Here is a 22,465-nt window from a genome sequence, read left to right as displayed (position 1 = left end):
GTATGAGCCTCGTTAGAAAATTCGCCACCGTCGGCGGTGCCACGCTTGGCAGCCGCATCTTCGGTTTTGCCCGTGAAACGCTGATGGCCGCAGCCCTCGGCACCGGTCCGATGGCAGACGTATTCTACGCCGCCTTCCGCTTTCCGAACCTCTTCCGCCGGCTCTTTGCCGAAGGTGCGTTCAACGCCGCCTTCGTGCCGCTCTTCGCCAAGGAGATCGAGGCAAACGGAACGGATGGCGCCAAGCGCTTCTCCGAGGAAGTCTTTGGCGTTTTGTTTTCGGTACTGCTCATCATCACCATCGTGATGGAGCTCTCTATGCCACTGCTCGTGCGGTTCGTCATCGCGCCGGGCTTTGCCGACGATGCGGAAAAATTCTCGATCACCGTCCGGATGGCGGCGGTGATGTTCCCTTATCTCATGTGTATGTCGCTAACGGCGATGATGAGCGGAATGCTGAATTCGTTGCATCATTTCTTCGCTGCAGCGATTGCGCCCGTTTTTCTCAACGTGGTCATGATCGGGGCGCTGTTTTACGCGCTCTACACCGGCGCGGAACCACTTCAGACCGCCTGGTATCTCTCCTGGGGCGTACTGGCGGCCGGCATTTTGCAACTCGTCGTGGTTTACGTCGGCGTCCTGCATGCCGGGATGAGCATTGGCCTTCGCTTTCCGCGCTTTACATCGAACGTCAAGCGCCTGCTGATCCTCGCGGTCCCAGCTGCCGTCACCGGCGGCATCACCCAGATCAATCAAATGATCGGCCAGGCGATCGCCTCCGCTCGCGAAGGCGCGATCGCCGCGCTTCAATATGCGGACCGGATTTACCAGCTGCCGCTCGGCGTCGTCGGTGTCGCCGTCGGCGTGGTTCTACTACCGGAGCTGGCTCGCGCCCTTAAGGGCGGCAATCTGCGCGAGGCCGCCAACCTGCAGAACCGGTCGATGGAATTCGTGCTGTTTCTGACCATCCCGGCCGCCTTTGCGCTCTGGATCCTCTCCGACGAGATCATCCGCGTGCTCTATGAGCGCGGCGCCTTCCATCAGGAAAACACCTCGATCGTCGGGTCCATCCTCGCCATCTATGGCATCGGGCTGCCTGCATTCGTGCTGATCAAGGCGCTGCAACCAGGATTTTATGCGCGCGAGGACACCAAGACGCCGATGCGCTTTTCCGCCGTCGCCGTGGGAGTCAACTGCGCGACCGCGCTCACCCTCTTCCCGTTCCTCGGCGCCCCAGGCATTGCGGTCGCGGAAGCAACGGCGGGCTGGATCAGCACCGTCCTTCTTTTCACGACGCTGCTGCGCCGCGGCCACCTTACTTGGGAATGGGCGCTGGCGCGGCGCACGTCGCTACTCGTCGTCTCCGCAGGCGTGATGGGCGGCGTGATCATCTACCTGCAGCACCGCTGGGAACCGTGGCTCGCCTCAAGCGCGCATCTGGCGACGAAGGTCGGCACGCTCGGCCTTTTGATCGTCATCGCCATGGCGGTCTACTTCGTCACGGCGTTCCTGATCGGCGGCGCAAACCTCGGCATGATCCGGCGAAACCTGAATCGCACGCCGGCAAAAAAAGTGGAAGGCTAGCGGGGGGTACTGGCGCAGTGCTTCAACAGTAGGTCCATCGTCGTCTAGGCCCGACGTCAACATGAACGATGCCGTTGCAGTAGCGGCCGATTCCGCCGATTCCTGGTGCCGTTGCGGCAATCGCAATGATCGTTTGCTCCGACACACCGGGAATCCGGATGTCCGCGGCTGCGCAATAGCGATGTTGAGAGTGCGATCGGCCGTGCACTCGCAGCCCCGAGGTTACTATCGGACGGCGGCCGGTTCTGGCTGCGATATAGGCAAGGACGCCGCGCAGCTGCGGCGGGAAGCAGTTCGCCTGGACGCTGATGGTCTGCAGAGAGTAGGCGAGCGTTTCTTGGTGCTTGAGCGGCGGTATGGCAACTCTTCTGACATTCTGGGCGTCGGCACTGTCGAAACACGACAGACTGAACAGGCCGGCGAGTGCGATGGAAAATGCGGAATGCATGGTTCCCTCCCCTCGTATACACCGGATCACCGGCGCACGTTTCTGGCGGATGGAAAGCTCTCCCCAAAAATGGCCTTTTTGTGAAATTCTTTACCTTACGTAACGGAAGCATGCCTTCTTTTACCACTAATTTATGAATTAGATACTCGTCAAAAGGGGTATAACTTTTCACGTCACGCAAACATTCGAGCAGCGCTCATTCCGGGGCAAGCCCGCCATGACGGTTGGCACATGGGACCAAACGATGGTGACCCTTGACCGGCTGCTCATCCTTAGCAACAACACCTCACCGCAAATCGGAGCCTGTAATGTCCCAATCGCTTTTTCTGGTAACGCTGGTCGTCGACGATTACGATCGCGCCAAAGACTTCTACTGCGGCGCGCTCGGCTTTGACTGCCTTCAGGACGATGTCCAGCCGGACGGCAAGCGATGGGTCGTGGTCGGGCCGACGGGCGAAGATGGCGCGGCATTTTTGCTCGCGCAGGCTGCCAACGACCGACAAATGGCGGCGATGGGCAACCAGACTGGCGGGCGGGTTGGCTTCTTCCTTAAGACCGACGATTTTGCGCGTGACCATTCGTCGATGCTGGCTAACGGCGTGCAATTTCTTGAGGGGCCCCGACACGAGGTCTACGGGACGGTCGCCGTGTTTTCGGATCCTTACGGCAACACCTTCGACCTGATCGAACACGTCGCAGGCTGAACCCCTTGATTGCCGTACCGCGCCCGTGCATAAGCGCGCCCGTTAGCAACATGGGTTACAGACCCTGGGGCCCTCCACCAGCCTAATCGAGGACATAATGAGCGAATTCAAGAAAGTCGTCTTCTCCGGCGTCCAGCCGACCGGCAATCTCCATCTCGGCAATTATCTCGGCGCCATCCGCAAATTCGTGGCATTGCAGGAAGGCAACGACTGCATCTACTGCGTCGTTGACATGCATGCGCTGACGGCGCAGCTCGTTCATGAGGATATGCCGAACCAGATCCGTTCGATCGCCGCCGCCTTCATCGCGTCTGGCATTGATCCGGAAAAGCATATCGTTTTCAACCAGTCGGCCGTGCCTCAGCATGCCGAGCTCGCCTGGATCTTCAATTGCGTCGCGCGCATTGGTTGGATGAACCGCATGACGCAGTTCAAGGACAAGGCCGGCAAGGACCGCGAGCAGGCCTCGCTCGGCCTTTACGCCTATCCGAGCCTAATGGCGGCCGACATTCTCGTTTACCGTGGCACACATGTCCCGGTTGGCGACGACCAGAAGCAGCACCTAGAACTCGCCCGCGACATCGCCATGAAGTTCAACCTCGACTATGCGGAGCATATCCGCAAGACGGGCTACGGCATCGACATCACGGTCGGCGATGAGCCAGTGCATGCCTATTTCCCGATGGTCGAGCCGCTGATCGATGGTCCGGCGCCGCGCGTCATGTCGCTTCGCGACGGCACCAAGAAGATGTCGAAATCGGATCCGTCGGATCTCTCGCGCATCAACCTGATGGACGACGAGGACGCAATCTCGAAGAAGATCCGCAAGGCCAAAACCGATCCGGAAGGCTTGCCGAGCGAAGTCGACGGTCTCAAGGGTCGCCCGGAAGCCGACAATCTCGTCGGCATCTATGCCGCGCTTGCCGACGGGTCGAAGGCTGACGTGCTTGCCGAATTTGGCGGCCAGCAGTTCTCGGTGTTCAAGCCGGCGCTTGTTGATTTGGCCGTCAACGTGCTCTCGCCGATCACCGCTGAAATGCGTCGCCTGATGTCGGACACCAGCCACATCGACTCAATCCTGCGCAACGGCTCCGAACGGGCGCGGGCGCGAGCCGAGGTGACAATGAAGGAAGTGCGCGACATCGTCGGCTTCTTATACTGAAAATACGACCTTAGCTCGGGGCGTGCCTCACCGCCCCGGGCTTGTCGAAGCCGGACCTGCGGCGTAGTCTTATTAAAACGGACCGTCAGGAGGCTTCGATGCGAGATCGCAACCTCATCCAGATCGGCGCCATGGAGATCCGGTTTCTGATCGACGAGGATCAGAGTGCCGGTGTCCTTGTAATGTTCGAATTCACGGTCCCGCCTCAGGCACGTGTCCCGGCCCCTCATTATCACCGGGACGTCGACGAAGTAATCTATGGATTGTCAGGCACGATGACGACGACGCTGGACGGGCGCAAGCACGAGATTGGCCCGGGGGAGACTCTGTTCATCCCGCGCGGCTACGTCCACACCCACGAGAACCTGCACAGTGAAACCGCCAAGGCCTTGATCACCATGACGCCAGGCTTGATCGGGCGGCGGTATTTCGAAGAAATGGCTTTGGCCATCAACGTCCAGGGCAAGCCAGATATCGAGCATGTGAAAGCGATCATGCGCCTTTATGGATTGGTCCCGGCCTGACGCAGCCCGTGGGCAGGCGCTCCCGTGACGGTCAAAAACGAAGGGCTTGCAAATTTTCCGGTTCGCGTGTCAGAGTCCGCGCCATGGTATCGAAACGACTCTCCCGCCTTGAAGGTCATCGCCGCAAATTCATTGCGGTCATCGACGATACGCCCGAATGCTCTCGCGCCGTCCACTACGCCGGCCGACGCGCCAAGAACTCGAACGGCGGCCTCGTGCTGATGTATGTGATACCGGAGGGGGATTTCCAGCAGTGGCTGGGGGTGGAGGAGATCATGCGCGCCGAGGCGCGCGAGGAAGCCGAAGCCGTCGTTGCCAAGGCAGCGCATGTGGTTCGCGAAACGATCGGCATCGACCCTGAGATCGTCATCCGCGAAGGAAGTGCAACCGAGCAGATCAATGCAGTCATCGAAGAAGACCGCGATATCGCCATCCTTGTGCTTGCCGCAAGCTCGGCCAAGGAGGGACCGGGACCACTGGTGTCATCGATCGCCGGGCGCGGCGCGACGTTTCCTATCCCCGTCACCGTCCTGCCGGATACATTGACCGACGAGGAACTGGATGCCCTCGCATAAAGCCATTTCTTGAGTGTCAGTCTCTTGAATAGAGTTGCCAATCGGCTTATTTTCCTTTTTTGAAGAATTCTAAAGACGGCCTGGGCCGCTGCCGGCCGCACGGAGAGCGACATGTTTATTCAGACCGAAGCCACACCGAATCCCGCCACGCAGAAGTTCCTGCCGGGCCGGGTCGTAATGGAGAACGGAACAGCCGAATTCCGCAGCGCCGACGAGGCCCAGGCATCGCCGCTCGCAGCCCGTCTGTTCGAGATTCCTGGTGTGACTGGTGTCTATTTTGGCTACGATTTCATCTCCGTCTCCAAGGAGAATGCCGAGTGGCAGCACCTGAAGCCGGCAATCCTTGGTTCGATCATGGAACACTTCATGTCGGGCAAGCCTGTGATGGGCGATGCATCGTTTCTTTCCGAAGACCTCGATGCTGGTGGAGAGTTCTTCGACGAAGCCGACGAGTCTATCGTTCTCACGATCAAGGAACTGCTGGACACGCGTGTACGCCCCGCCGTTGCGCAGGACGGTGGCGACATCACCTTCCGCGGTTTCAAGGATGGCAAGGTCTATCTCAACATGAAGGGCTCCTGCTCCGGCTGCCCGTCTTCGACGGCGACGCTGAAGCATGGCGTGCAGAACCTGCTTCGCCATTTCGTTCCGGAAGTCGAGGAAGTCATCGCCGCCTGATGGCGACACACAAGTTCCGTCATTCGTCCTGGCGCAGCATTTGCAAGCGCGGCAGGGTGAATGTATGGACGCTGAGGAACGTTTTATTCGGAAATTGATTCCATGATCATACTGGCGCTCGACACCGCAGGTGTGGATTGCGCTGCCGCTCTCTATGATAGCGGCAGGGATACGATGCTTGGGGAGGCATCGGACATGATCGGCAAGGGGCATGCTGAACATTTAATGGGAATAATCGACCGCGTGCTCGGCCAGGCAGGGGTGGCGCTTTCGGCCGTCGATCGCATTGCCGTCACTATCGGTCCGGGCTCATTCACCGGCATTCGCGTTGGTGTCGCCGCGGCCCGCGGCTTTGCGCTGTCGCTCGGCGTTCCGGCAGTCGGCGTCACCACGCTTGCGGTGATGGCTGAAGCGCAGCGGCTGAGGACGCCCGGGCGTCCGGTGCTTGCCGCCATGGATGCGAAGCGAAACGAGATCTACCTGCAGGCCTTCAATGCCGACGGCGAGCCACTCAATGAAGAGCGTGCCGTCACCATCGAGGAAGCGCACGCGTTAGCCGCGTCTTTCGAGGGCGAAATCACCGGTTCGGCCACGCCTCTGCTGAAGCCCGACGCGACCGGCGATCACGCCAACCATTTCCCGATTTCCTTGGTGGCGCGCCTCGGCGCCGCCGCTGACCCGTCTGCGGGAAAGCCGAAACCTCTTTATCTACGCGGGCCCGACGCCAAGCCGCAAGCCGGGTTTGCCATTGCGCGAGTATGAGTATGTTGGAATCCTATTTGACGCTGAAGCCGGAATTTGAAATCCTTGCGATGGATGCCGATGATTGCCGCGCGGTCGCGGCTCTGCATGGCGAACGCTTCGCGCGTCCGTGGGGCGACGGTGAATTCTACAGCCTGCTTAGTCAGGCCAACGTCTTCGGGTTCGTGGCCCGCCAGACCAATGCGTTTCTCAAGAAGCCGCTGCCGGGTTTCGTGCTGGCGCGTCAGGTCGCCGGCGAGGCGGAAATCCTGACGATCGCGGTGCAGACGAAAGTCGCGCGCGCCGGCCTCGGCTGGCGGCTGATGCAGGCCGCGATGCGCGAAGCGGGTGCGCGCGGCGGAGAAAGCATCTTTCTGGAGGTCGATGATGGCAATGCGGCCGCGCTCGGGCTCTACCGCAAGCTTGGCTTCGAGAAAGTTGGCGAACGCAGGGGATACTACAAGGATGCCAAGGGCGTGGTTTCCACAGCGCTTGTCATGAAGCGCGTTCTTCGCTAGTTCCGTTGCTTGAACTTTGACTATTCGGAAGGCAGCCCATGACTGACGTCGCCAAGACCCTCGAGGAGCTTTGCGCTGAACGCGGCATGCGTATGACCGAACAGCGCCGCGTTATTGCGCGCATCCTCGAAGAATCCGCCGATCACCCTGATGTCGAAGAGCTCTACCGGCGTTCGGTGAAGGTCGATGCAAAGATCTCGATCTCCACTGTGTATCGCACCGTGAAACTGTTCGAGGATGCCGGCATCATCGAACGGCACGACTTCCGAGACGGCCGCTCGCGTTATGAGACGGTGCCGGAAGAGCACCACGACCACCTCATCGATCTCAAGTCGGGTGTGGTGATCGAGTTTCACTCGCCCGAGATCGAGGCATTGCAGGAACGCATCGCCCGCGAGCATGGCTTCAAGCTGGTCGACCATCGGCTGGAGCTTTATGGCATCCCGCTTAAGCAGGACGAGCGCTGAGGCCATGATCGCAGCCGTGGAGCCCTTGTCTTGATTGCCTGGCTGCGAGTCGCCGTCGCCGGCATCATCATCCTCCTCGCCAGCATCCTGCTCATGCCTTGGCAGCTCTTGGCGCTCCGCTTCGATTGGAAGCTGCGGCGTTGGCTGCCGCGCCTATGGCACCGCATCATCTGCTTCTGCCTCGGCATCCGCATCCGCGTCCATGGCAAGATCGAAACGCACAGACCCTTGATGCTTTGCGCCAATCATTCGTCGTGGATGGACATCATGGTGTTGTCGGCTGTCGCCGACGTTGCCTTCATCGCCAAAATCGAGGTGCGTGACTGGCCGATCTTCGGCACGCTGGCAAGGCTGCAGAAGAGCGTCTTTGTGGTGCGGGAGGAAAAGCGCAAGACCGGCCACCAGGCGAATGAGATTGCCACCCGCATGGCGGACGGCGAGGTCGTCGTACTGTTCCCGGAGGGCACGACCTCGGACGGGAACCGGCTGTTGGAGGTCAAATCGTCGCTGTTTGGCGCCGCCGCCATGGCAGTTCCGGCTTCGCCGACCGGTGCCGTCGTCATTCAACCCGTCGCGGTTGCCTATACGGGCATCCACGGTCTGCCGATGGGACGTTATCATCGCCCGCTTGCTTCGTGGCCCGGCGATGTCGAGATGCTACCGCACCTGAAAGACATGCTGCGATGCGGCGCCTTTGAGGTCGACGTATGCTTCGGCGAGGCGGTTGAATATCGCGCCGACAGCAACCGCAAGGAAGTCAGCGCTACGATTGCGCGGCGAATCCGCTCGATGCTTGGCGCCGCCCTGCGCGGCCGCGACGCCGCGTAAGACAAGATTTCCTTTTCTCGCGAACTAAAAACCACTAAATAGCCGGCCATGACCCAGGACAGCGCCCTACTTCAGGCCCCGGAGACCGGTCTCCGCGATGGCAGCAACAGCCGCAAGGTTTTCATCAAGACTTACGGCTGTCAGATGAACGTCTATGACTCGACGCGCATGAGCGATGCCCTCGCCCGTGACGGATACGAGCCGACGGAGGTCATGGAAGAGGCCGACCTCGTTCTGCTGAATACCTGCCACATTCGCGAAAAGGCTGCTGAAAAGGTCTATTCCGCGCTCGGCCGTCTGCGCGAGATGAAGAAGGAACGCAATAAGGAAGGTCGGGAGTTCATGATCGGCGTTGCCGGCTGCGTGGCACAGGCTGAAGGCGAGGAAATCCTGCGCCGGGCGCCAGCTGTCGATGTCGTCATCGGGCCGCAGACCTACCATCGCCTGCCGGAAGCGCTGCGCAAGGCAAAGGACGGGCACCGCATCGTCGACACCGAATATGCGCTCGAAGACAAGTTCGAGCATCTGCCGATCGCCGAAGCCAAGAAAATCCGTTCGCGCGGCGTAACCTCCTTCCTCACCGTTCAGGAAGGGTGCGACAAATTCTGCACCTTCTGTGTCGTGCCCTATACCCGCGGCTCGGAAGTGTCGCGGCCGGTCAGTCAGATCGTCGAGGAGGCGCAGAAGCTTGTCGAAGGCGGCGTGCGCGAAATCACGTTGCTCGGTCAAAACGTCAACGCCTGGCACGGTGTCGGCGGCAATGGCCAGGAATGGACCCTTGGCGACCTGCTCTACCGGCTGGCCGAGATCCCCGGCCTTGCACGACTGCGCTACACTACGAGCCATCCGCGCGACATGGATGATCGCCTGATCGAGGCGCATCGGGATCTGCGCGCGCTGATGCCGTACCTGCATTTGCCGGTGCAAGCCGGCTCCGACCGCATCTTGAAGGCGATGAACCGGCGGCATACGGCCGCCGAGTATCTGGCGTTGATCGAACGTATCCGTATTGCCCGTCCAGATATCGCGCTCTCCGGCGACTTCATTGTCGGCTTTCCGGGGGAGACAGACCAGGATTTTGAAGATACACTTCGTCTTGTGGAGGAGGTGCGCTATGCGCAGGCTTTCTCCTTCAAGTACTCGACACGGCCGGGCACGCCCGGCGCGGAACTGAAGGACCAAGTGCCGGAAGAGATCAAGGCAGAACGACTGGAACGCCTGCAGGCGCTTCTTCTGAAGCAGCAGCAGGAATTTGCCGAATCCTGCATCGGCAAATCGATCGAACTGTTGCTCGAAAAGCCCGGTCGCATGCCGGGACAGCTTATCGGCCGTTCTCCGTGGCTTCAGTCCGTGAATGTTGATGCAAAAGCATTGCAAATCGGTGACATTATTAATGTGCGAATCACCGGAACCGGAACCAACAGCCTGTTTGCCGAGATAGCAGAGGCTGAGGTCTAACCCTAGGAGCTCGACCGCTTGAACGGACAAGAATTGGTTTCTTCTTCACCGCGCCACCCACGCATTGCGAGCGACGCCAATCACTTTATTCTGACGTTCGAGAACAATCGGTTCGCCAGTGAACTGTTCGGTCAGTTCGACCAGAACCTCAAGCTCCTTGAAGAGCGTCTGCACATTGACGCGCGAGCGCGGGGCAATTCCGTCGTTATCTCCGGAGATATCGTCGCCACCAACCAGGCGCGACGTACCCTCGATTATCTCTATGAGAAACTCCAGAAGGGCGGCACCGTGGAACGCTCCGACGTCGAGGGCGCGATCCGTATGGCGATGGCCGCCGACGATCAGTTGAGCCTGCCGACGTTGGAGAAGAAGGCCAAGCTGACGATGGCCCAAGTTTCCACCCGCAAGAAGACAATCATTGCCCGCACGCCGACGCAGGATGCCTATCTCAGGGCACTGGAGCGTGCTGAACTTGTCTTCGGCTGTGGTCCGGCAGGTACCGGCAAGACCTACCTCGCCGTCGCCCATGCCGCCCAACTCTTGGAACGTGGCGTCGTTGAGAGGATCATTCTTTCGCGCCCTGCTGTCGAAGCCGGCGAACGCCTCGGCTTCTTACCCGGGGACATGAAGGAGAAGGTCGATCCTTACCTTCGCCCGCTCTACGACGCGCTCTATGACATGATGCCTGCCGACAAGGTCGACCGCGCCATTACCGCCGGTGTCATCGAGATTGCGCCGCTCGCCTTCATGCGCGGGCGGACACTGTCGAACGCCGCAGTCATCCTCGACGAGGCGCAGAACACTACGTCGATGCAGATGAAGATGTTCCTGACGCGTCTCGGCGAGAACTCACGCATGATCGTCACTGGCGACCCGAGCCAGATCGACTTGCCGCGGGGTGTCAAGTCGGGATTGGTGGAGGCGCTGCAACTGCTGAACGGCGTCGAAGGCATTTCAATCGTCCGCTTCAAGGATACGGATGTCGTGCGCCATCCACTCGTCGGGCGCATTGTCAGGGCCTACGATTCCACCTATGCAGCGGAAACCGAAGAGGTTAGCCAGCAGGGCTGATGGCGCAACTCGATGTCCAAATCAGCATCGAGGAGGGAAACTGGCCCTCCGAAGATGCGTTGCATGCATTGGCGGATCGCGTGCTCGAGACGGCGGCAACCTACCTTCGCGAGAGCGAAGGGCAGCCTTTTCCCAAGATGATCCCCGAAGTCTCGCTGGTTTTCACCGACGACGCCTCGATCCAGGACATCAACGCCGAGTGGCGCGGCAAGGACAAGCCGACCAACGTGCTTTCTTTTCCCGCCTTCCCGGTCAAACCCGGCAAGGTGCCGGGCCCGATGTTGGGCGACATAATTATCGCAAGAGAGACCGTGGAGCGGGAGGCGGTCGAGCTCGAAAAGAGCTTTGACGACCACTTGACCCACCTTATGGTGCATGGATTCTTGCATCTCTTCGGCTACGATCATAATAATAACGCTGAAGCCGAGATAATGGAGGGGCTTGAGACTCGCATTTTGGCAGTACTCGGCCTATCTGACCCATACGAGGGTCAAGACCTTAAAATGGAACCATGAGCGACTTTACGACGAAACCGGCCGCTGAGGCCAAGGACGCCGATCAATCATCCTCTTCCGACGAGGGTGGCAGTAGTAGTAGGCAGTCCGGACGATCCCAATCCTTCTGGTCGCGCGCAGCGCGCATCCTGAGACCACAGCAGGGCTCGCGCCTGCGCGAGGACATCGCCGACGCGCTGATGACCGACGCGGCCGTTGGCGACGTGTTTTCGCCGGACGAGCGGGCGATGCTGCACAACATCCTGCGCTTCCGCGAAGTGCGTGTCGCCGACGTGATGGTGCCGCGCGCTGATATTGAGGCCGTCGATCAGAACATCACCATAGGCGAACTGATGATCCTGTTCGAGGAATCCGGCCGTTCGCGCATGCCCGTCTATGCGGATACGCTCGACGACCCGCGTGGCATGGTGCATATCCGCGACCTCCTATCCTACATCGCCAAGCAGGCGCGCAACAAACGCCGCGGCAGCACCAAGGCACTCAAGCCGGCAGAGCCTTTGGTTGAAGTTTCCCCGGAGCACCTGCAAAAGCCGACGCGCGCCGCCAAGCCGAATTTCGACCTCAGCCGCGTCGACCTGCAGAAGACGCTGTCAGAGGCCGGCATCATCCGCAAGATCCTCTTCGTCCCGCCGTCAATGCTTGCCTCGGATCTTCTTCGTCGGATGCAGGTGAATCGCACGCAGATGGCGCTTGTCATCGACGAGTATGGCGGCACCGATGGGCTGGCATCGCACGAGGACATCGTCGAAATGGTCGTCGGCGACATCGACGACGAGCACGACGACGAGGAAGTCATGTTCAAGCGCGTATCCGAAGACATCTTCGTTGCGGATGCCCGAGTCGAATTGGAGGAGATCGCCGAAGCGATCGGACCGGACTTTGACATCACTGAACAGGTCGACGAGGTCGATACGCTGGGCGGCCTGATCTTCTCCGAACTCGGGCGCATTCCGGTGCGCGGCGAGGTGGTGCAGGCCCTGCCCGGTTTCGAGTTCCATATTCTCGATGCCGATCCCCGCCGTATCAAGCGCGTGAGGATCACGCGCAAGCGCCAAGCCATCCGCCGCCGCGTCAAGATCGACGGTGACGGCACGCCCGGCTCCGATCACGGCGAAGAGCGGCCAGCCGACGCCCCCACGACAAACTGATTGCCGCAAAACACGACAAACGGCGGTTTTTTTGAAAGACTGCGGTCGGGTTGATTCGCAGCGTGACGGGAGTGCGCATGGAGCGGCTTGCAGACAGGGTCATCCTGGCCTGGGGGGTCAAGAGGGTTGCATTGGCCGTCTTTGCGGGCGCCGTTGGCGTTCTGGCCCTGCCGCCGTTCGGTTTCTTTGCTGCCATGTTCGTGTCGTTCACGGTTCTTGTCTGGCTGATAGACGGTTCAGCTGCCGCTCCTGAAAGTGGGCTGCTCAAGCGCCTGTGGCCTTCCTTCGTGACTGGCTGGCTCTTCGGCTTCGGCTATTTCGTCGCTGGTCTCTGGTGGCTCGGACATGCGTTGATGATCGATGCTGCGGCCTTCGCCTGGGCGCTGCCGTTGGCGATCCTCGGCCTGCCTGCCGTGCTCGCTGTCTTCTACGGAATTGCCGCGGCGCTGGCGCGAACCATGTGGTCTGACGGCATGGGGCGGATCGCAGCACTCGCGGCGAGCTTCGGGCTGCTTGAGTGGCTGCGGAGCGTACTTTTCACTGGCTTTCCCTGGAACGCTGTCGGCTACGGCATCACGCCGGTGCCGCTCATGATGCAGTCGGCGCATGTCATCGGCATCATGGGCATCACGTCTCTCTCAGTCTTCGTCTTTGCCGCGCCCGCACTCCTCGGCACCCGTCAGGGGGCGAGGCTTGGCCTGGCACTGGCCGCCCTGCTTTTCGCCGCGCATATCGGCTACGGCGCCCTTATCCTCTATGGCCCTCAGCCTGCGGCAGCGCCAGATGCCAAGAGCCCGGTTATCCGCCTCGTTCAGCCGATGATCGAACAGACAGCGAAGATGGACACGGACGCTGATCGCGCCGCTATCTTCGAGAAGCACCTAAAGCTCTCCGTGGAACCGCCGAAGGATGGTGGCCGAAAGCCCGACATCATCGTCTGGCCGGAAACGGCTGTCCCCTTCATCCTCACCGACAACCAGGATGCGCTCACCCGGATCGCGGAAACGCTCGATGACAACCAGATCTTGATCGCAGGCGCCGTTCGGGTGGAAGACATGGGGCCAGGTAATCCGCCACGCTATTACAATTCGATCTATGTCATCGACGGCCGTGGACAGATTGCCGGTGCCGCCGACAAGGTGCATCTCGTTCCGTTCGGCGAATACGTACCCTTCGAAAGCATACTCGACGATTTCGGCATCCAGAACGTCGTGGAGATGCCAGGCGGCTTCTCACCGGCCGCCACGCGCCAGCTGCTGACGTTGCCGACCGGGATCAAATTCTATCCACTCGTCTGCTATGAGATTATTTTCCCGGATGAGATGACTGGTGACCTTGGCGCGGCAAATGCCATCCTCAATGTCACGAACGATGCGTGGTTCGGCACAACACCCGGCCCTTATCAGCATTTTCAGCAGGCCAGATTGCGCGCCGTGGAGACCGGTTTGCCACTGATTCGCAACGGCAACAGCGGTATTTCAGCCATCGTGAACGCCCGGGGCGAGATCATTGCTGGCCTCGGGCTCAATGAAACGGGCTTCGTCGACGCAACCATTGAGAGCTTCGGCGCGCAACGCGGTCCAGGCCACCCACGGCAAACTTACTTCTGGTTGCTGGAAATACTTCTGTTTGTAATTGCGTTGACCTCGCGCTTTGGTTTTGTTTTCAAGCAGAATTGACCGAAAACCCCTAAAATTGCATAGTAGTTGGGATCGGCGTTCTTGGCGTATGTTTCAAGGTGGTTTATTAGGACTTTGCAACGTGACGTTTTGGAGATGGGTTTGGGCGTGCCGGTTTGAACAAGGTTGAAATTATTGTTAGGGCAGGACCATGGTTGAGAACAAGAAGCGGCCGAACCCGATCGACATCCACGTTGGCAGTCGTATTCGCCTTCGCCGAACAATGCTTGGAATGAGCCAGGAAAAACTGGGCGAGAGTCTCGGCATTACCTTTCAGCAGATCCAGAAATACGAAAAGGGCACCAACCGCGTCGGCGCAAGCCGCCTGCAGAACATCTCCAGCATTCTGAACGTTCCGGTATCCTTCTTCTTCGAGGATGCGCCCGGAGAGCAATCTGGCCTATCCGGCATGGCGGAAGCCTCAAGCTCCAACTACGTCGTTGACTTCCTTTCGTCGTCCGAAGGGCTCCAACTTAACCGTGCGTTCGTGAAGATTACTGACCCGAAGGTTCGCCGTAAGGTCGTCGAACTGGTGAAGGCACTCGCTGCAGAAGCCGACAGCGAATAATCGCCACTCAAGTTTGGATCAAAATAGGAAAGCGGTCGCAATGGCCGCTTTTTGGCGTTTTCTGGGCATAATTTGCCACTTTGCCGCAGATATAAAGATATATTTATGTCCTTGTACGCTTGTTTTTCGCGTGCGAACTGAGTACCTACTACGCAGCTTTGTTCTTTGAGGGGAATCCCGAAATGCGCGCCAATTACCTCTTTACCAGCGAGTCAGTTGCCGAAGGTCACCCGGACAAGGTGTGTGACCGGATCTCCGACGAGATCGTGGATCTGGTCTACCGCGAAGCCGCCAAGACCGGCGTCAACCCCTGGGGTGTGCGCATCGCCTGTGAGACGCTGGCGACTACCAACCGCGTCGTGATCGCCGGTGAAGTTCGCCTGCCGCCGAGCCTGATGAAGAAGGACAAGGACGGCAAGGACGTCATCAATCCTTCAAAGTTTAAGGCTGCCGCCCGCCGCGCCATCAAGGACATTGGCTACGAGCAGGACGGGTTCCACTGGAAGACGGCCAAGATCGACGTGCTGCTGCACTCGCAGTCCGCCGATATCGCCCAGGGCGTCGACAGTGCCGCCGACCAGCAAGGTGATGAAGGTGCTGGCGACCAGGGCATCATGTTCGGCTATGCCTGCAAGGAAACGCCTGACCTCATGCCGGCGCCGATCTATTACTCCCACAAGATCCTGCAGTTGCTGGCCACGGCCCGCAAGAAGGGCGACGGCGACGTCGCAAAGCTCGGCCCGGATGCCAAGAGCCAGGTGACGGTGCGCTACGTCAACGGCAAGCCCGCCGAGGTCACGTCGATTGTTCTCTCCACCCAGCACCTCGACGAAAGCTGGGACTCGAAGAAGGTTCGCGCTGTCGTCGAGCCCTATATCCTCGAAGCCCTCGGTGATCTGCCGATCGCCGATGATTGCAAGTGGTACATCAATCCGACCGGCAAGTTCGTCATCGGCGGCCCGGACGGCGACGCGGGCCTAACCGGCCGCAAGATCATTGTCGACACCTACGGCGGCGCTGCTCCGCACGGTGGCGGCGCGTTCTCCGGCAAGGACACGACCAAGGTCGACCGTTCGGCCGCCTACGCTGCCCGTTATCTCGCGAAGAACGTCGTTGCTGCCGGTCTTTCCGATCGCTGCACGATCCAGCTCTCCTATGCGATTGGCGTCGCACAGCCGCTGTCGATCTATGTCGACCTGCACGGCACCGGGAAGGGTGTAACGGAAGACCAGGTCGAGGCAGCGATCCGCAAGAACATGGATCTGTCGCCGACCGGCATCCGCCGTCATCTCGATCTCAACAAGCCGATCTACGCCAAGACCTCGGCCTACGGCCACTTCGGCCGCAAGGCCGGCCGTGACGGCTCATTCTCCTGGGAGCGCACTGACCTCGTCAAGGCGCTCAAGGAAGCCGTGAAGGTCAAGGAAGCAGCATGACCGATATGGAACGCCGCGGACGCGCGACCGAAGCCTTCTTCGGTCGCCGCAAGGGAAAGGCTCTGCGCGAACATCAAGCGGAGCGACTGAATACCCTGCTTCCGGCGTTCCTCATTGATCTTTCAGCTGCCCCGCCCGCGCCGCTGAATAGTCTCTTTCCGGTGCCGATCGAGAGGCTGCGCCTGGAAATTGGCTTCGGCGGCGGCGAGCACCTGATCCATCGCGCCGTGGAGATGCCGTCCACCGGCTTTATCGGCGTCGAACCCTTCATCAATTCGATGCAGAAGCTGCTGACAAGCGTCGACAAGGCGGGCGCCAAGAACGTCCGTGTCTATAACGATGATGCAACGCAATTGCTGGATTGGTTGCCTGACGCCTCGATCGACCACATCGACCTGCTTTACCCGGATCCGTGGCCGAAGCGGAAGCACTGGAAGCGCCGCTTCGTGTCGAAGACCAATCTCGACCGCTTCCACCGCGTACTGAAGCCGGGCGGGCTGTTCTGCTTCGCATCCGATATCGATACTTACGTCAACTGGACGCTACTCAAGTGCCGGGACCACGGCGGCTTCGAGTGGCTGGCCCGGAATGCCATGGATTGGCTGACGCCCTACGAGGGCTGGCCGAGCACACGCTACGAGGCCAAGGCGCGGCGTGAGGGCAGATCTTCCGCTTATCTCACGTTCAGGCGCGTCTGAGCCTGCCTTAATGCAGGCTCACCGTTTTCAGTTCATCCTCGGCAGCCTTAAAGAAGGTACTGGAGCGGTTATCCGTCAAAAGGATCGGCGTGCCATCGGCGCCGAACAGCGCCCATAGGTCAACGCTCGGATCGATATCCGGCGCTTCAGGGAAGCACTTGGAGACTTCTTCAGACCGCATTTTCCGGATGTAGGCGACCTCGCCGTTGCCGATAACGGCAAGTTCGGTTTTGGTCAGGTGAGAATTGGCTTCTTTCATCAACATTCCTGTACCTCCAACAGAAGGGACCAACGGCTCAAGTTGCGCCGTTGTCCTACTCTGAGACCGAAATGTTAATTTTCTTCACCATACGGCTCGGCTCCGGGCGAATGAGATCTACCGAGAGCAATCCGTTCTTGAGGCAGGCGCCCAGAACCTGCATTCCGTCGGCTAGAACGAAAGTCCGCTGAAACTGACGCGCGGCGATGCCGCGATAAAGGTAATCCCGCTCGCCTTGATCGACCTGTCGACCACGGATCGAAAGCTGATTTTCCTCGACCGACACGTCCAGTTCTTCTTCGCTGAACCCGGCAACGGCAAGAGTTATGCGCAGCCTCTCCGGATCGCCGGCGGCGCGATCAGCGGCGACGCGCTCGATATTGTAAGGGGGGTATCCATCGCTGGCCTTGGAGAGGCGCTCAAGCGTCTTTTCCATGGCGTCGAAGCCCAAGAGCAAAGGGCTCGCGAAAGGCGTAATGCGGCTCATCATCTTCAAGTCCTTGATTCAAGCGACCTTGCCGGACCTGAAAGACAGCATCCGGATGCCGTCAATATGGGAATTGCTGGAGGCGTGCGCAAGGCGGATGTCCGCACTCGCCGCCGGAAAGGCCGCAACAATCCGAGCTTGACAAAGCGAGTGTCGCCTCGCATCAAAATCTGCCCGTGCCGGCTGCGCCGATTTGCAATGGGAATATAAACAAACGGTGCATGCCACGAAGCCGCGCACCACGAGGATAGAACGACCGCAATGGCAGACCCTAGGAAGATCATCATTGATACTGACCCCGGTCAGGACGATGCAGCCGCCATCATGCTTGCCTTCGGCAGCCCGGAAGAGCTCGAAGTTCTGGGGATCACCACGGTCGCCGGCAATGTGCCGTTAGCCTATACGAGCCGCAACGCGCGCATCGTCTGCGAACTCTGTGGGCGCACCGATACGAAGGTCTTCGCCGGCGCGGACAAACCGATCGCGCGCAAGCTCGTGACTGCCGAGCACGTGCACGGCAAGACCGGTCTTGATGGTCCTGTTCTCGACGAGCCTGTCATGCCTCTACAGGCGCAGCATTCCGTAGACTTTATCATCGAGACGCTGCGCCGCGAGCCTGAAGGCACCGTGACGCTCTGCACCCTGGGGCCGCTGACCAATATCGGCCTGGCCTTCCAGAAAGCGCCCGACATTGTCCCGCGTGTCCGTGAACTGGTCATGATGGGTGGCGGCTTCTTCGAGGGCGGGAATATCACACCGGCAGCTGAGTTCAACATCTACGTGGACCCCGAGGGAGCTGACATTGTCTTTCGTTCCGGTGTTCCGATCGTAATGATGCCGCTCGACGTCACGCACAAGCTTCTGACGCGCAAGGACCGCGTCAAGCGTATGGCCGATCTCGGCACGCGCCCGGCGATTGCCATGGTGGAGATGCTGGAATTCTTCGAACGTTTCGACGTCGAGAAGTATGGCTCAGATGGCGGTCCGCTGCACGATCCGACGGTTATCGCCTACCTGCTGAAGCCTGAGCTATTCAGAGGCCGGGCGTGCAATGTCGAGATCGAGGTTTCATCGGAACTGACAGTCGGGATGACCGTCGTCGACTGGTGGCACGTCACCGACCGCAAGCGCAACGCGCAGGTCATGCGTTATGTCGATGCGGACGGCTTCTTCGATCTCTTGATCGAGCGTTTCGCCCGCATCTAATGCCTAAAAGGGCGCCTGAGAGATCAGGCGTCCTTCTGGTCGAAAACCGAATTGGTTTCGGGCTCAACGAGCTTCGGGCCGCCCTTGGCGACGCCGACCATGGCAGGACGCAGAACGCGTTCACCGATCGTGTACCCAGCCTGAACGACCTGGACAACGGTGTTGTTCGGCACCTCGGGGTTCGGCACTTCGAACATAGCTTGATGGAAATTTGGATCGAATTTCTGGCCGACCGGCTCCAGCTTGCGTACACCATGGCGCTCGAGCGCGGACAGCATCGAGCGCTCCGTCATCTCGACGCCTTCGATTAGCGTCGTCAGGCCGGCATCGGCGGTAGCCTTGGCTTCCTCGGGGATCGCGTCGATGGCGCGGCGCAGGTTATCCGAAACGGCCAGCATGTCGCGGGCAAAGCCAGCGACTGAATAGGCTTTTGCGTCCTTGACCTCCCGCTCTGTGCGGCGGCGCAGGTTATCCATCTCCGCGGCAAGGCGCAGGTAGCGGTCGCGCAACTCTATATTCTCGGCCTTCAGAAGTTCCAGCGGATCGGGTTGTGCTGCGGCTTCAGCGGCGGCTTCGTTCTCGACGTTTGCGGGGGCGTCCGCTGCGGCTTCGGTCGCGGCGGCGTCAGGTCCGTTCTTCGTCGTTTCGTCAGTCATGACGTTCTCCGGTGATTGGTGTCTTTTAGGATGTGCCCGATATCGAGCTTTGACGGGCAAAAATCAAGTCTGCGTAACTGAAAAGCACGCGATCTGAGGCGCTCATCCCGGGTTGACCGAAAGGGTTACCTTGACTTGCTCGCGCTAAAGCTCTTTTATTTTAGCTACGTCTAAATCTTTGGTGCTTCGGCCTTATCGAGGTCAAGGAGCTGCTGCCATGAGCGATCAGAAAAGCTATTCCGGGCGCTGCTTCTGCGGCGCCGTGGGGATTGTTGCTACCGGTGAACCGGCGACAATGGGATACTGCCACTGTGCCTCCTGTCGACACTGGTCGGCGGGGCCGGTCAATGCCTTCACGCTCTGGCAGCCGCACACTGTCCGCGTCACCAAAGGCGGGGAGCACGTGGAAAACTATCAGAAGTCCGATACAAGCGTGCGGAAATTCTGCGAACTCTGCGGTGGACATCTCTACACCGATCACCCGACCTGGGGACTCACCGACGTTTCGGCGGTGCTTCTACCCGATCTCGATTACGTTCCGGCATTGCACATCAATTATCAGGAAAGCGTGCTACCAATCCGTGACGGCCTGCCGAAATACAGAGACATGCCTGTAGAGATGGGCGGCTCGGGCGACCTGCTCCCGGAATAATTGTCCTACTTTGCGCCGCGTGATAATCGCGTCATCAGCTGAGCTGTATAATCCACCATCGGGACGATCCGCGAGTAGTTGAGCCGAGTCGGCCCGATGACCCCGACGGCGCCGACAATGCGATCGTCATCGTCTCGGTAGGGCGCAACAATCAGCGACGAGCCGGAGAGCGAGAAGAGCTTGTTTTCCGAGCCGATGAAGATACGTACGCCCGGCCCGCTCTCGGCGAGATTGAGAAGCTCCAGCAGGCTGTCCTTTTTTTCAAGGTCGTCGAAGAGCATCCGCAAGCGGTCGAGATCGTCGGCGCCGGCTAGACCGGCGAGCAGATTGGCGCGACCGCGAATGATGAGCTGGGCCGGCTTGCCTTCATCCGCGCTGCCAGACCAGACGGCGATGCCCCGCTCGACGAGATCCTGCGAAAGGGTATCAAGCTCGCTGCGCACTTCATCCTTCAGTCGGCTTAGTTCGTTGCGAAGTTCTGGTAGCGTCTGGCCGGTCATGTGGGCGTTGAGGAAATTGGCCGCCTCCGTCAATTGCGACGACGTTACACCGGCCGGAAGCTCGATTATACGATTTTCCACCTGGTCGTGATCACCAACGAGGACCGCGAGCGCCTTGGTCGGCTCAAGCCGGATGAATTCGACATGCTTGAGGATGGGATCGCTTTTCGAGGTGATGACAAGCCCCGCGCCGCGCGAGATGCCCGAGAGCATGCGGCTGGCCTCGTTCATCATCAATTCCATCGGATTGTCGCGGCTTTCGGCACGCACCTGCCGATCGATATTGGCGCGATCTTCGGCCGAGAGGTCGCCGACTTGCATGAAGGCGTCGACGAAGAAGCGCAGGCCGATCTGCGTCGGCAAACGGCCCGCACTGACATGCGGTGAATAAATGAGGCCAAGTTCTTCCAGATCGCTCATCACGTTGCGCACGGACGCCGGCGACAGCGACATCGGTAGGATGCGCGACAGGTTGCGGGAGCCGAGCGGTTCACCCGTCTCCAGGTAGCCCTCTACGATGCGGCGAAAGATTTCCTTAGAGCGTTCATCCAGCGCATCCACTGCATCTGAAACCGACGTCGACCTGAACTCCATGAAACCTTGCGTATCCGTGCTGACGATGATCCGACAAAATATAGCCAATCTCCCTGCAGCGGCAAAAGGGAAATTGCAAATGGGCTCTGCCAATCGTAGAAGCTCTCAACACCATAGCACGCATGATCTATCCGAAGGCCGCCTGCGTCTTCGACAGCATGATTAGGAGAATAGTATGCGGCCCTCAGGCAGAAAAACCGACCAGATGCGCAAGGTCTCTTTCGAGCGCAATTTCTCGAAGCACGCGGAAGGTTCCTGTCTGGTGAAGTTCGGCGATACGCATGTGCTGTGCACGGCAAGCGTCGAGGAAAAGCCGCCGGCGTGGCTACGCAATACGGGCAAAGGTTGGGTCACGGCCGAATACGGCATGCTGCCACGCGCCACCGGCGATCGCATGAAACGTGAGGCGGCCGCAGGCAAACAGGGCGGCCGCACCCAGGAGATCCAGCGCCTGATCGGCCGGTCGCTGCGCGCCGTCGTCGACCTCAAGGAGCTCGGCGAGCGCCAAATCACCCTGGACTGCGACGTCATCCAGGCCGACGGCGGAACGCGCACGGCATCGATTACCGGCGCCTGGATTGCGCTCTACGACTGCCTGAAGTGGATGGAAGGCCGCAACATGCTCAAGGTCGAGCGCGTGCTGAAGGACCATGTCGCGGCCATCTCATGCGGCATCTTCGCGAACCAGTCGGTACTTGACCTCGACTATCTCGAAGACTCTTCGGCGGAGACCGACGCGAATTTTGTCATGACCGGCGCCGGCGGCATCGTCGAAATTCAAGGCACCGCCGAAGGCGCGCCCTTTACCGACGAGGAGTTCGCCTCGCTGATGGCACTCGCCAAAGGCGGTATTGCCGAGCTCGTCGCGATGCAGAAGCAGGCGATCGCCGAATGAACGACATGCTGGAAGGCATGCTGGAGACAGCGCTCTATGCAGATGATCTTGACAAGGCCGAAGCCTTCTATGAAGGCATCCTCGGCCTTTCGAAGATCTCGCGGGGCGGCAACCGGCATGTCTTCTTTCGCTGCGGCCCCGGCGTGGTGCTGATCTTCAATCCTAAGGAAACGATCAAGCCACCCTCGCCTACCGCACTGCAGGTGCCGCCACATGGCGCGACAGGTGCAGGACACGCCTGTTTCCGCGTCTCTGGGGAAAATCTCGATGCGATTGCCGCCCGGTTGAAGTCCGAAGGCGTTGCCATCGAATCCGAAGTCACCTGGCCGCAGGGCGGCCGGTCGATCTATTTCCGCGATCCGGCGGGCAACAGTCTTGAATGCGCTGAAGCCCGCATCTGGGGCATCGAATAGGA

The 22,465-nt window shown here is 59.8% G+C and carries 27 protein-coding genes; 22 read left to right on the top strand and 5 right to left on the bottom strand.

Translation table 11 applies throughout. From position 1 onward, the window contains the following. The first annotated feature begins 2 nt into the window (after positions 1-2). Entirely contained in the window at positions 3-1,583 is a 1,581-nt protein-coding gene (gene murJ, locus BN77_RS06075; protein WP_007529551.1) for a murein biosynthesis integral membrane protein MurJ, read from the top strand. Between the two features lie 22 nt (positions 1,584-1,605). Here murJ and BN77_RS06070 read toward each other — a convergent pair whose 3' ends face one another. Continuing rightward, entirely contained in the window at positions 1,606-2,031 is a 426-nt protein-coding gene (locus BN77_RS06070) for a YcbK family protein (protein WP_007529550.1), read from the bottom strand. Positions 2,032-2,339: 308 nt separating this feature from the next. Between BN77_RS06070 and BN77_RS06065 the strand changes: the two genes are divergently transcribed. From BN77_RS06065 to trmB, 17 genes are all read left to right on the top strand, one after another. After that, positions 2,340-2,735, top strand: a complete 396-nt coding sequence (locus tag BN77_RS06065; protein WP_007529548.1) for a VOC family protein — start codon at positions 2,340-2,342, stop codon at positions 2,733-2,735. Positions 2,736-2,832: 97 nt separating this feature from the next. Next, complete coding sequence (trpS, locus tag BN77_RS06060; protein WP_007529546.1) at positions 2,833-3,897, top strand: tryptophan--tRNA ligase; 1,065 nt, start codon at positions 2,833-2,835, stop codon at positions 3,895-3,897. Between the two features lie 98 nt (positions 3,898-3,995). Beyond that, on the top strand, positions 3,996-4,421 hold the full coding sequence (locus BN77_RS06055) for a cupin domain-containing protein (RefSeq protein ID WP_007529544.1): 426 nt from the start codon (positions 3,996-3,998) through the stop codon (positions 4,419-4,421). An 83-nt stretch (positions 4,422-4,504) separates the two neighbouring features. Further along, positions 4,505-4,996 carry a universal stress protein gene (locus BN77_RS06050; RefSeq protein WP_007529542.1) on the top strand — a complete coding sequence of 164 codons (492 nt, stop codon included), beginning with the start codon at positions 4,505-4,507 and terminating at the stop codon, positions 4,994-4,996. A gap of 111 nt (positions 4,997-5,107) precedes the next feature. Further along, positions 5,108-5,674: a NifU family protein gene (locus tag BN77_RS06045; RefSeq protein WP_007529540.1), complete on the top strand. Its 567-nt coding sequence runs from the start codon at positions 5,108-5,110 to the stop codon at positions 5,672-5,674. A 102-nt stretch (positions 5,675-5,776) separates the two neighbouring features. Further along, positions 5,777-6,436 carry a tRNA (adenosine(37)-N6)-threonylcarbamoyltransferase complex dimerization subunit type 1 TsaB gene (gene tsaB, locus BN77_RS06040; protein ID WP_007529538.1) on the top strand — a complete coding sequence of 220 codons (660 nt, stop codon included), beginning with the start codon at positions 5,777-5,779 and terminating at the stop codon, positions 6,434-6,436. Continuing rightward, positions 6,433-6,933: a GNAT family N-acetyltransferase gene (locus tag BN77_RS06035; RefSeq protein WP_425280174.1), complete on the top strand. Its 501-nt coding sequence runs from the start codon at positions 6,433-6,435 to the stop codon at positions 6,931-6,933. Before tsaB ends, BN77_RS06035 begins: the two co-directional genes overlap by 4 nt. Before the next feature lie 38 nt (positions 6,934-6,971). Then, complete coding sequence (locus tag BN77_RS06030; RefSeq protein WP_007529534.1) at positions 6,972-7,400, top strand: Fur family transcriptional regulator; 429 nt, start codon at positions 6,972-6,974, stop codon at positions 7,398-7,400. Between the two features lie 30 nt (positions 7,401-7,430). Beyond that, positions 7,431-8,228 (top strand): lyso-ornithine lipid O-acyltransferase, encoded by a 798-nt coding sequence (gene olsA / locus BN77_RS06025; RefSeq protein ID WP_007529532.1) that lies wholly within the window; start codon positions 7,431-7,433, stop codon positions 8,226-8,228. Positions 8,229-8,276: 48 nt separating this feature from the next. Then, on the top strand, positions 8,277-9,686 hold the full coding sequence (miaB, locus tag BN77_RS06020) for a tRNA (N6-isopentenyl adenosine(37)-C2)-methylthiotransferase MiaB (protein WP_007529530.1): 1,410 nt from the start codon (positions 8,277-8,279) through the stop codon (positions 9,684-9,686). An 18-nt stretch (positions 9,687-9,704) separates the two neighbouring features. Next, positions 9,705-10,757 carry a PhoH family protein gene (locus BN77_RS06015; protein ID WP_040676793.1) on the top strand — a complete coding sequence of 351 codons (1,053 nt, stop codon included), beginning with the start codon at positions 9,705-9,707 and terminating at the stop codon, positions 10,755-10,757. Beyond that, a complete protein-coding gene (ybeY, locus tag BN77_RS06010) occupies positions 10,757-11,272 on the top strand; it encodes an rRNA maturation RNase YbeY (protein WP_007529526.1) in 516 nt (171 codons plus the stop codon). Before BN77_RS06015 ends, ybeY begins: the two co-directional genes overlap by 1 nt. After that, positions 11,269-12,420 carry a hemolysin family protein gene (locus BN77_RS06005; protein ID WP_007529525.1) on the top strand — a complete coding sequence of 384 codons (1,152 nt, stop codon included), beginning with the start codon at positions 11,269-11,271 and terminating at the stop codon, positions 12,418-12,420. The genes ybeY and BN77_RS06005 overlap by 4 nt, the downstream gene beginning before the upstream one ends. Positions 12,421-12,497: 77 nt before the next feature. Next, positions 12,498-14,099 (top strand): apolipoprotein N-acyltransferase, encoded by a 1,602-nt coding sequence (lnt, locus tag BN77_RS06000; RefSeq protein WP_007529522.1) that lies wholly within the window; start codon positions 12,498-12,500, stop codon positions 14,097-14,099. Positions 14,100-14,250: 151 nt separating this feature from the next. After that, entirely contained in the window at positions 14,251-14,667 is a 417-nt protein-coding gene (locus BN77_RS05995) for a helix-turn-helix domain-containing protein (RefSeq protein WP_007529519.1), read from the top strand. Positions 14,668-14,849: 182 nt separating this feature from the next. Then, the gene (gene metK / locus BN77_RS05990; protein WP_007529516.1) at positions 14,850-16,103 is read left to right on the top strand and encodes a methionine adenosyltransferase; all 1,254 of its coding nucleotides are present in this window, start codon (positions 14,850-14,852) and stop codon (positions 16,101-16,103) included. Continuing rightward, positions 16,100-16,801 carry a tRNA (guanine(46)-N(7))-methyltransferase TrmB gene (trmB, locus tag BN77_RS05985; protein WP_007529514.1) on the top strand — a complete coding sequence of 234 codons (702 nt, stop codon included), beginning with the start codon at positions 16,100-16,102 and terminating at the stop codon, positions 16,799-16,801. Before metK ends, trmB begins: the two co-directional genes overlap by 4 nt. Positions 16,802-16,808: 7 nt before the next feature. Here trmB and BN77_RS05980 read toward each other — a convergent pair whose 3' ends face one another. Next, complete coding sequence (locus BN77_RS05980; protein WP_028745285.1) at positions 16,809-17,066, bottom strand: BQ00720 family protein; 258 nt, start codon at positions 17,064-17,066, stop codon at positions 16,809-16,811. Between the two features lie 49 nt (positions 17,067-17,115). After that, positions 17,116-17,547, bottom strand: coding sequence for an Hsp20 family protein (locus BN77_RS05975; protein ID WP_040677598.1), 432 nt, complete (start codon positions 17,545-17,547; stop codon positions 17,116-17,118). 261 nt (positions 17,548-17,808) lie between these two features. On the opposite strand from BN77_RS05975, the gene BN77_RS05970 reads away from it, so the two are divergent. After that, positions 17,809-18,753, top strand: coding sequence for a nucleoside hydrolase (locus tag BN77_RS05970; protein WP_007529505.1), 945 nt, complete (start codon positions 17,809-17,811; stop codon positions 18,751-18,753). A 23-nt stretch (positions 18,754-18,776) separates the two neighbouring features. Here the strand turns inward: BN77_RS05970 and grpE are convergent, their stop codons facing one another. Continuing rightward, positions 18,777-19,409: a nucleotide exchange factor GrpE gene (grpE, locus tag BN77_RS05965; RefSeq protein ID WP_007529503.1), complete on the bottom strand. Its 633-nt coding sequence runs from the start codon at positions 19,407-19,409 to the stop codon at positions 18,777-18,779. A 217-nt stretch (positions 19,410-19,626) separates the two neighbouring features. Here grpE and BN77_RS05960 point away from each other — a divergent pair, with 217 nt between their 5' ends. Beyond that, positions 19,627-20,061: a GFA family protein gene (locus BN77_RS05960; RefSeq protein WP_007529501.1), complete on the top strand. Its 435-nt coding sequence runs from the start codon at positions 19,627-19,629 to the stop codon at positions 20,059-20,061. A 5-nt stretch (positions 20,062-20,066) separates the two neighbouring features. Here the strand turns inward: BN77_RS05960 and hrcA are convergent, their stop codons facing one another. Further along, on the bottom strand, positions 20,067-21,155 hold the full coding sequence (gene hrcA / locus BN77_RS05955) for a heat-inducible transcriptional repressor HrcA (RefSeq protein ID WP_007529499.1): 1,089 nt from the start codon (positions 21,153-21,155) through the stop codon (positions 20,067-20,069). A gap of 175 nt (positions 21,156-21,330) precedes the next feature. Between hrcA and rph the strand changes: the two genes are divergently transcribed. Both rph and BN77_RS05945 read left to right on the top strand, forming a co-directional pair. Then, entirely contained in the window at positions 21,331-22,050 is a 720-nt protein-coding gene (rph, locus tag BN77_RS05950; RefSeq protein ID WP_007529497.1) for a ribonuclease PH, read from the top strand. Then, positions 22,047-22,463 (top strand): VOC family protein, encoded by a 417-nt coding sequence (locus BN77_RS05945; protein ID WP_007529495.1) that lies wholly within the window; start codon positions 22,047-22,049, stop codon positions 22,461-22,463. The genes rph and BN77_RS05945 overlap by 4 nt, the downstream gene beginning before the upstream one ends. Positions 22,464-22,465 lie beyond the last annotated feature (2 nt).

This window comes from Rhizobium mesoamericanum STM3625, from assembly GCF_000312665.1.
Lineage (GTDB): Bacteria > Pseudomonadota > Alphaproteobacteria > Rhizobiales > Rhizobiaceae > Rhizobium > Rhizobium mesoamericanum.
The sequence above is the reverse complement of the archived record's forward strand: the minus strand, read 5'-3'. Positions and strand labels throughout refer to the sequence as shown.

Bases quoted from the DNA above. Each gene is read 5' to 3' on its own strand.
- lnt (WP_007529522.1), top strand. From the start codon at position 12,498: ATGGAGCGGCTTGCAGACAGGGTCATCCTGGCCTGGGGGGTCAAGAGG.
- hrcA (WP_007529499.1), bottom strand. From the start codon at position 21,155: ATGGAGTTCAGGTCGACGTCGGTTTCAGATGCAGTGGATGCGCTGGAT.
- BN77_RS05980 (WP_028745285.1), bottom strand. From the start codon at position 17,066: ATGTTGATGAAAGAAGCCAATTCTCACCTGACCAAAACCGAACTTGCC.
- ybeY (WP_007529526.1), top strand. From the start codon at position 10,757: ATGGCGCAACTCGATGTCCAAATCAGCATCGAGGAGGGAAACTGGCCC.
- BN77_RS06035 (WP_425280174.1), top strand. From the start codon at position 6,433: ATGAGTATGTTGGAATCCTATTTGACGCTGAAGCCGGAATTTGAAATC.
- grpE (WP_007529503.1), bottom strand. From the start codon at position 19,409: ATGACTGACGAAACGACGAAGAACGGACCTGACGCCGCCGCGACCGAA.
- BN77_RS05945 (WP_007529495.1), top strand. From the start codon at position 22,047: ATGAACGACATGCTGGAAGGCATGCTGGAGACAGCGCTCTATGCAGAT.
- miaB (WP_007529530.1), top strand. From the start codon at position 8,277: ATGACCCAGGACAGCGCCCTACTTCAGGCCCCGGAGACCGGTCTCCGC.
- BN77_RS06050 (WP_007529542.1), top strand. From the start codon at position 4,505: ATGGTATCGAAACGACTCTCCCGCCTTGAAGGTCATCGCCGCAAATTC.
- trpS (WP_007529546.1), top strand. From the start codon at position 2,833: ATGAGCGAATTCAAGAAAGTCGTCTTCTCCGGCGTCCAGCCGACCGGC.
- BN77_RS06070 (WP_007529550.1), bottom strand. From the start codon at position 2,031: ATGCATTCCGCATTTTCCATCGCACTCGCCGGCCTGTTCAGTCTGTCG.
- BN77_RS06030 (WP_007529534.1), top strand. From the start codon at position 6,972: ATGACTGACGTCGCCAAGACCCTCGAGGAGCTTTGCGCTGAACGCGGC.
- BN77_RS05970 (WP_007529505.1), top strand. From the start codon at position 17,809: ATGGCAGACCCTAGGAAGATCATCATTGATACTGACCCCGGTCAGGAC.
- trmB (WP_007529514.1), top strand. From the start codon at position 16,100: ATGACCGATATGGAACGCCGCGGACGCGCGACCGAAGCCTTCTTCGGT.
- BN77_RS06045 (WP_007529540.1), top strand. From the start codon at position 5,108: ATGTTTATTCAGACCGAAGCCACACCGAATCCCGCCACGCAGAAGTTC.
- rph (WP_007529497.1), top strand. From the start codon at position 21,331: ATGCGGCCCTCAGGCAGAAAAACCGACCAGATGCGCAAGGTCTCTTTC.
- BN77_RS06065 (WP_007529548.1), top strand. From the start codon at position 2,340: ATGTCCCAATCGCTTTTTCTGGTAACGCTGGTCGTCGACGATTACGAT.
- BN77_RS05995 (WP_007529519.1), top strand. From the start codon at position 14,251: ATGGTTGAGAACAAGAAGCGGCCGAACCCGATCGACATCCACGTTGGC.
- BN77_RS06005 (WP_007529525.1), top strand. From the start codon at position 11,269: ATGAGCGACTTTACGACGAAACCGGCCGCTGAGGCCAAGGACGCCGAT.
- BN77_RS05960 (WP_007529501.1), top strand. From the start codon at position 19,627: ATGAGCGATCAGAAAAGCTATTCCGGGCGCTGCTTCTGCGGCGCCGTG.
- BN77_RS05975 (WP_040677598.1), bottom strand. From the start codon at position 17,547: ATGAGCCGCATTACGCCTTTCGCGAGCCCTTTGCTCTTGGGCTTCGAC.
- metK (WP_007529516.1), top strand. From the start codon at position 14,850: ATGCGCGCCAATTACCTCTTTACCAGCGAGTCAGTTGCCGAAGGTCAC.
- murJ (WP_007529551.1), top strand. From the start codon at position 3: ATGAGCCTCGTTAGAAAATTCGCCACCGTCGGCGGTGCCACGCTTGGC.
- tsaB (WP_007529538.1), top strand. From the start codon at position 5,777: ATGATCATACTGGCGCTCGACACCGCAGGTGTGGATTGCGCTGCCGCT.
- BN77_RS06055 (WP_007529544.1), top strand. From the start codon at position 3,996: ATGCGAGATCGCAACCTCATCCAGATCGGCGCCATGGAGATCCGGTTT.